We start from the raw sequence: 7554 nt of genomic DNA, 5'->3' as shown, positions 1-7554 counted from the left end.
TACTTGGACCGCAGGGTCCTGGGAGAGTAGGACGTCGCCAAGCACAGATGACCTACCGTAGATGATACGGTAGGTTTTTTGTTGTGCGTGGGATCGTTCCTCTCCAAAGGATGCTCGAGTGACTCACAGAAGTGAATAGAAAAAGCCCACAAAGGCAAAGAGCATGCCTTTGTGGGCTTTTTTGGTATGTGAAGAGATTAGTGAATCTTCTTAATTGGCTGTTACAGCGGAAATATTGGCTTGGGCTGATGAGGCAGGTTTTAATTTGTTTTTCTTATATGCAGCTAAGATGGCGGAGGTGACAGCGATCGAAAGGACCGAATACACCCCACTTACAAGGGAGTAAGTGACCAAGCTCATGACGATTACAATGAAATCGAAAACAAAGTTGCTTTTGCCAGGATTAATGCCGTACTTCTTATGCAGGTACACACAGATGATCGTGACTCCGCCAAGCGATGCCCCGTTTCTAAATAAACCGATAAGACCGACACCGATAAATGCCCCGCCTACAATAGTACCAATCCACGTCGGAATGGAAAAGTCGGGCAGTAAGGCATCAAGAGAAGTTAAAGATGTTAGTATAGCGATGGATATGATCGTTCGTATTGTAAAAGCTTTGCCCATGGAATAAAACGAAAAGATGAAAAATGGAAGATTAAGCAAAGCAAACATAAAGTGGAAGGGGATGTCCAACATTGGCGATATGCTTAAAGATAAACCGGCAGTTCCTCCCGTTACAACAGCGGAGTGTTTTAAAATAATGACGCCGCCAGCCGTTACGAAGCAGCCGATTGCAATTTGAAGCCATTTTTGAAGTGATGCCTTCATTTTGAAGCCTGACAATAGAAGCATTTTGCATGCACCACCTGGTTAGGTATTATATAAAATAGAATACAACAAGGGGATTTCAGCTGGTATGGCATTGTGAATGAAATACATGTTAATATATTTAACATTGAATGAAATTCCCGCCATGTACGATCAAAATGAAAAGGGGACAAAAAGATGGATCAACTGGATGAATCCCTCCTTCGTTTGCTTCAAGAGGATGGACGGATGACGGTAAGCGAGCTTTCGAAAAAAATGGCGTTGAGTCGTCCCAGCATATCCGAACGCTTGCTTCGATTGCAGGAAAAAGAGATTATTACGGGATTTAGTGCACGAGTATCGCCGCCGGGCGTCGGGAGAGCTATTCAGCTCATTATTCAAATCAGCGAGTTGAAAGTTTCACCGAATGAGTTCGAAAAAAGAATTGTCGGCGACGACGATATTTTGGAATGCCACCGCGTTACGGGCACAGTCAGCTATATCATCAAGGCGGCTGTCACAGGGATGGACACGCTCAGTATGCTGGTGGAGCGTCTAATGCCATATGGAAATGTAAATACATCGGTTATTCTTTCGTCTCCAGTGACCGATCGCCCAATCCTTCCGAAGAAATAAGCTCGCAAATATTTCTAACGAAATGTTTCTAATGAAGACATTCAGGGTATCCCCTTGTAAGAGGCGCTTAGTCGATTAGTCGAACAAGGCAAATGGCGCTATATAAGGGGGATTACATATGAAAAAAACGCTTCTAGTGGCTGCCGCCGCTATCATGATGCTGGCAGGTTGCTCTTCCGGCCAAAAGGAAAAATTACCTGAAGAACCGTGGAATTATGAGACAGGAAGAGTGATCGCCATAGAGGAAAGCCGAGTTCTTGTCGTGGAGAGTGCCGATATTACAGACATTGAAATTACGGCAGATAAATCTGCGGTTGATGAGCTATTAAAAGTGACGAAGCCGGATGCCATTTGGTTGACGGTGACGGATATGGCGGAGACAAGCGACATTGTTGTAGGCGATGAAGTCCGCGTTGAACTCGAAGGAGAAGTAAAAAACAGTTACCCTGCGGAAGGCAACGCCTCTCAAATAATGAAAGTGACGGTTCCAGCGTAAGCCTTGAAAATGCAAGCTTTCAACGGTGCATGAACGCATCCAAAAGTGTAATCTGTTGTTCATGCTCCGTTCATAAAAAACTTGTAAGCTAGTGACTGGATGCGGTCACATAGAAGTCGGCTGCGAGGTGTAGCCTATTTTTTTTGCCCACTATATGATAATGATTATCATTTTTGATTGGGAGAAGTGCCGCTTATTTATTGGGCGCCAGGCATTACCCGGTTTAAGTGCTGCCCAAGCAAGGGCATTGAGGGAGGGATTGTATAATTGTTCGCAGCTTGTTGTAACAGATTCATGACCAAGAAAAAACGGATAAGGAGTGAGCATTTTTGAAAACAGGATTTAAACGTATCGTTATGGTTTGGTTGTCCCTTTGTTTAACGTTAACGCTGCTGCAAATCGGGCCAATCGTTTCAGCGGCAAGCGGCTCTGCCAATTCTTCGATTCCGAACGGAGTGTACGAAGTAGACTTCAACATTATGGAGGACGGGAAAACCAGTGTTTCGACAGCGAATACTTACATGAAAATTCCCGGTACAAAAGGCAAGCTCACAGTTAACAACGGCGTCATATGGTTTGAACATGAAATTGAAACGGAAAATCTCGGCAAATTCAAATATTTAGCGTATCGTCCAGACGGAGTGCCAAAAGGCGTAATCGTCAATTCGGTTGTCCAGGATAAAACCGGCTATATCGATGCCGCAATGACAGACGGGGCGGCCAGCCAACGTAAAGTGCTGAAATATGGCATCTCGGATATAGCAAAGCCGCAAGATATTATGATGCATATCGATATCACGCAAATTAGCTATAACCATTGGTATCATGCCCAAATTAAAATCGATACTTCACAGTTCAACCTGCCGGGTGGCGGGACGGAGGGGCCGGGCGAAGGCGGACCGGGAACTGGACCGGTCACTTTGGAGCAGTTGAATGGGCTCATTGCATCGGCTAAAACGGTTTATGCGGCAAGTGTCGAAGGGACGGGTTTTGGACAATTCCCCGCTGGCAGCAAACAGCAGCTTGATACGGCTATTTTTAACGCAGAGGTCAGACTGTCGCTTGCCGCTCCAGGCGATACAGCCGCTTACGGTTCTATCCATCAGGAGTTGAACCAGCAATTGACTGCTTTCAAAGCTCGGCAAATCGTTGCGAATAAGACGGCTCTGCAAGCGCTTGTTCCGACTATGAAAGCATTTGTGAATGCGGCTACGGTTAGAGGGCAAGCCAACGGGTCGCCGGGCAGCGTAACTGCGGCAGTTGTTGCAGGAGAATACGAGCATACGTATATTAATACTTTAAAAGAAAAACTGCTGATAGCGGATGTACAGTTGACCGATCCTTCCGTTACTCAAACAGCTGCCGACAACATGGTGACGAATCTGCGCGATTATTATGAGACATCCCTGCAAAATCGCTATGTAGCGAACGAGCCGCTCCAAATATATGTATTGGACACAGCAGGGGATACCGCTGTAGAGTCTCCTTTTGCGAGCGAAATCGATAGAACGGCTACAACACTGACTCATACAAAAGATTATTCAACCTTCGGTGAAATGCGGGCTAATTTAAAACTGAACGTTACACCAGATGAAAACAAAGTGTATTGGTTCGGCGCATGGGGAGACGGGACATATATTAGCCCGGATATGTATGAGCAATACAATATGCTGTCGGCCGTTACCGTAACCCCTAACAGAGCGGTGAGTGCAGACGTTTACCAAGGGGTTATTAAAGCATCGGACCCTAACAAAGATACACAGTGGACGGGACTTGGCCATATTACATTTAAGCTGGGAGGGACAAAAAGATCGCTGTATGTCAGCTTTAACCGGCTGATTCATGAAAAGCTGCAGCAATTGGTACAACTGGCTGAACGGAATCATCAGTCGGCTCCTAAGCTTGAAAGTGCGGATCAAGCTGCATATGACAATGCTAAAGCCAATTTGTCCGCCGCCATTCAAACGGCTGATCCAGTCTCCAAAAATTTGAATGCGACTAGGCAGGCGATTTTGAACGCGGAAGCTGGACTAAAGACGGCATTAGATGCGTTCAAAGCGGTAGCCCAATTTGAATACGATGTGTACTTCTCTACTTTGCATGCCAATCAGGCTGCTTTTTCGGTGGCGGACAGTTACCTTTTCAAACCGGCAAAAGTGAGTCCGCTAGCGGATGGAACCAAAGCCGTTACGTTTACGGTTACGGATAGCTCGTCTATCAAAAGCCTGCAAGCGGAGCGAGGCGGCGTATACCATGAAGCGGAAACGGTAAGTGAAAATGCGGCGGCGAACAGCCGGGTTGTTAAAATTATCGTGAGTGACCTGGCCTCGCTCATTCCTGCAAAAGTAAAAGTTTCGACACCGCGTCAAGGCGGCGTTTACGAGCAAACATATGATATCCGTTTCAATTTTAACGGGGTAGACAATCGTGCGTTGCAAGCGGCCATTGGGGGCGCTTCGGCCAAGCTTAGAACTGCCGTTACAGGAACGGGACTCGGGCAATACTCGGATTCGGCTAAAGCCGCGCTTTCGGCTGCAATAGTGGAGGCGGGCAAACCGGCTGCGAACGGGCCAAATTCCGAAGCTCAGACTGCGGCTGCGTTAACGGCGCTTCAGACAGCAGTACGCACTTTTGAAGCTTCCGCCGTTACAGCCAACCAGCTGCCGGATGGAGAATATACGATTGGATTTTCGCTATTAAAAAGCGACAGGGACGAAGCTTCGTTCGTCAACGGTTTTGTCCATTCTCCCGCAAGGCTGACGATTTCCGGAGGAACGAAAAAAATTGCTTTTACCCTGAAGCAAAGTGCGGAAATCCCTTCTTTTAAAGTCAATGGGCAAAATGTCGTTGTACAAAGCACTAATGTTTCTGAAAATACTAGAGTCGTTTATTTCTCTATTTCCGATCTGACCGTTAACCCTACTGGATGGGCTAAATTCAATTGGGCTGCGCAAAACAATTACAACGAATACGATTTGCGCTTTAAGCTTGATCTGCCATCTATAGCTCCATATGTTGCACCGAATCCAGGCGGCCCAGGTACAGGACCTAATCCGAATCCGGGAGCTCTTCAGGACGGTTATTATTTTATCAGTTATCGTATTTTGAAAAATGGAACAGACAGTACCTCCATTGCCAACGAATATGTTTTCAGTCCTGCTTTGCTTAAAGTGGAGGGGGCTAGCAAAACGATTTCTTTTACAGTGAAGCGGAGTTTTGAAATCAACAATATTACGATGAATGGAAGCAGCGGCAGCATAGTCAGTCAAAACCCGGCTAAAAATACGAGGGTTGTCTCGTATTCTATTCCTAATTTAACGGATAAGCATAGCGGCACCGTACGGGTCGATTGGGCGGAAGTGAACTATCATCACTCCTACGATATTCAGTTCCAGTTCTATGAAAACTCAATTGCGCCTGCAGGTGCGAATCCATCGGTACCGGGCTCCGAGTCTGACGGCAACGTTTCCGGGCCTGGACTTGAAAATCCCGGCCAGCAGCCCGGTAAAGAAGGCGAAGGAGAAGAGGAAGAGGGAAGCGGCGAAGAAAACGGTACAGGCAACGAGGTCAGCTTCAACGATACAAAAGGGCATTGGGCCTTCCCATCGATCAGCAAAGCAGTAGAGCTGGGAATCGTTAACGGCTTCGCAGACGGCAGCTTCCGGCCGGAGCAAAAGGTTACTCGCGGAGAGTTCGCTTCGCTCATCAGTCGCGCGCTGAAGCTGGATGGAGAGACGGGTGAGATTTCTTTCCAAGATAGCGATCAAATCCCGGATTGGGCGAGCAAGCATGCGGCATTGGCAGCAAAAGCCGGACTTATCGGCGGATATGAGGACGGCTCGTTTAAAGCTGGAAAACAAATGACAAGGGCGGAATTGGCCGTTATCATTGCGAGAGCTTCGGGAATTAAGTTGGATGACCAAACAAAGCTTGATTTTACGGACGGCTCGGATATTCCGGTTTGGGCAAGGAAAGAAATTGCGGCAGCGGCAGCGGCGGGTCTCGTCGAAGGCAACGCGAGCAATCAGTTTGAACCGCATGCCATAGCAACTAGAGCACAAGCTTTGACCTTGATTATCCGTTTGCTGGAATGGAAAGAAAAAGCTCAGCTGGAGAAAGAGGCGGCGAGCGCGGAGGGAAATAAGGCGGAGCAAGCGAAGAAAGTCGAGTAAGTAAAGCCAAGTTGAGTGAGCAAAGGACACTCAGAGATGCAAGGAAAGCTCAGAGAGTAAGGAAAGTTCAGAGAGCAAGGAAATCCGAGTAGTAAAGAAAGCTGAGCAAAATTGAGTAAGTCAAGAAAGCTGAGCAAAATTGAGTAAGTCAAGAAAGCTGAGCAAAATCGAGTAAGTCAAGAAAGCTGGGCAAGCAAAGAAATTCGAGCAAGCAAAGAAGCAGCCAAAGCATCAGCCAAAGCATCAGTAGCAAACCCTCCTCAAGCCCATTTAGGTGCCTGAGGAGGGTTTTTGGCATCAGCAAAGACAAAAGCAAAAGCAAAAGCAAAGACAACAGCTAAGGTAAAGGCAAAAAAACGGCAGAAGGGAATAGGACCAGAATAGACAAAAGATTGCGTGTTCAATCGCGTAAAGATTGCATTAGCTTCCGTAAAAATTGCGTTAGTTTAAAGATCACGTCAGTGCAAAAAGAGTACAAACGAGCTTAATCCAACTCTTGATAACGCGAAGGACTGTTGTAACAGGAAAGCTCCTATGCAGAGCGCTGGCTACTGTTTGCTGACGGTTGACGCTACCTTGCAGGAGGGGTACTCTTCAACCCAATCCTCAAGTGGGGTCCGGGTTTAGCCCTTTAATGATCTTGAAATGTCGATGGTGGAGCTGAACCTCCAGAGCCCTTTACAACGAGTCAGCCAGATGACGGTGCAAAACGAAAAAAACCGCCCCGCGGCCGAAGCCGGGAGCGGACTTTAGCTGAACAGCGGTTGCCCGTGTCAGCGGCAGAAATGCTAGCTCGTATAGATACGCGAGCCTAGGTTTCTTTTTACAGCCAATCGATAAACAGCTTGTATTCAGCCGAATGGAAGCCGCCTGCATTGACATGCAGCGCAACAGGAAGGTTGTCAGTCAAGTTGTTGACACCGCTGAAAGTGAAGTAAGTGTAGGAGCCGGAAACCGATTTTGTTGCCGATACTTCGTACACAGTGTCTCCCGTAGGACCGCCATTCAAGTCCACTTTCAGGTAATTGTAGCTAACTGGAATAAGAGGGAAGGAAGGCTCGAAATTTTTCAGTTTAACCGTTACGGTATAATTGCCTGCTGAGCCTGTTACGTCTACTGCGCCGCCATCAATGTAGGAGCTTGCATGCGTCGATGGAGCGCCGGAGCTGTTCAGAAACTGAACGGAATAAGCAGCCGCGTTGGCCGGAATCGCCAGCACCAGCACAAGGGCCAGCGCCATTAGCATCGAAATCGTCGTTTTTTTGAAGGAAGCTTTGTTCAACATCATGAAAAACACTCCTTTAGATTTAATAGTTTTTTTGGCAATGCCGCTTCTGCTGCCCTCAGGTGCGAAGAGGGCCCCTCAGTAGACTACCTCTATCCTCCTTCTGCAAAAGGTTCGGTCGCTGGCTTGCGATACATATTGGACGTTAATGATTA

5 protein-coding genes are annotated in these 7554 nt (G+C 47.2%); 3 read left to right on the top strand and 2 right to left on the bottom strand.

Features of this window, described 5'->3' with window-relative positions; all coding sequences use genetic code 11:
- Positions 1-210 precede the first annotated feature (210 nt).
- The gene (locus tag ACFQZE_RS23125) at positions 211-855 is read right to left on the bottom strand and encodes a YitT family protein (protein ID WP_379361570.1); all 645 of its coding nucleotides are present in this window, start codon (positions 853-855) and stop codon (positions 211-213) included.
- Between the two features lie 153 nt (positions 856-1008).
- Between ACFQZE_RS23125 and ACFQZE_RS23120 the strand changes: the two genes are divergently transcribed.
- The 3 genes from ACFQZE_RS23120 to ACFQZE_RS23110 all read left to right on the top strand — a co-directional run bounded on the left by ACFQZE_RS23120 (position 1009) and on the right by ACFQZE_RS23110 (position 6114).
- A complete protein-coding gene (locus tag ACFQZE_RS23120; RefSeq protein ID WP_379361568.1) occupies positions 1009-1446 on the top strand; it encodes an Lrp/AsnC family transcriptional regulator in 438 nt (145 codons plus the stop codon).
- Between the two features lie 118 nt (positions 1447-1564).
- A complete protein-coding gene (locus ACFQZE_RS23115) occupies positions 1565-1942 on the top strand; it encodes a DUF3221 domain-containing protein (protein ID WP_379361566.1) in 378 nt (125 codons plus the stop codon).
- Positions 1943-2271: 329 nt separating this feature from the next.
- On the top strand, positions 2272-6114 hold the full coding sequence (locus tag ACFQZE_RS23110) for an NEAT domain-containing protein (RefSeq protein WP_379361564.1): 3843 nt from the start codon (positions 2272-2274) through the stop codon (positions 6112-6114).
- A gap of 823 nt (positions 6115-6937) precedes the next feature.
- Here ACFQZE_RS23110 and ACFQZE_RS23105 read toward each other — a convergent pair.
- Positions 6938-7402 (bottom strand): hypothetical protein, encoded by a 465-nt coding sequence (locus ACFQZE_RS23105; protein ID WP_379361562.1) that lies wholly within the window; start codon positions 7400-7402, stop codon positions 6938-6940.
- Between the last annotated feature and the right edge of the window lie 152 nt (positions 7403-7554).

Source organism: Paenibacillus sp. GCM10027627 (genome assembly GCF_042675505.1).
GTDB lineage: Bacteria > Bacillota > Bacilli > Paenibacillales > Paenibacillaceae > Pristimantibacillus.
Note: the sequence above shows the minus strand (reverse complement) of the source record. Positions and strands in the feature narration are given on the sequence as shown.

What these genes read in the sequence shown, in the direction of transcription:
- ACFQZE_RS23125 (WP_379361570.1), bottom strand. Translation starts at nt 855, where the DNA reads ATGCTTCTATTGTCAGGCTTCAAAATGAAGGCATCACTTCAAAAATGG.
- ACFQZE_RS23120 (WP_379361568.1), top strand. Translation starts at nt 1,009, where the DNA reads ATGGATCAACTGGATGAATCCCTCCTTCGTTTGCTTCAAGAGGATGGA.
- ACFQZE_RS23105 (WP_379361562.1), bottom strand. Translation starts at nt 7,402, where the DNA reads ATGATGTTGAACAAAGCTTCCTTCAAAAAAACGACGATTTCGATGCTA.
- ACFQZE_RS23115 (WP_379361566.1), top strand. Translation starts at nt 1,565, where the DNA reads ATGAAAAAAACGCTTCTAGTGGCTGCCGCCGCTATCATGATGCTGGCA.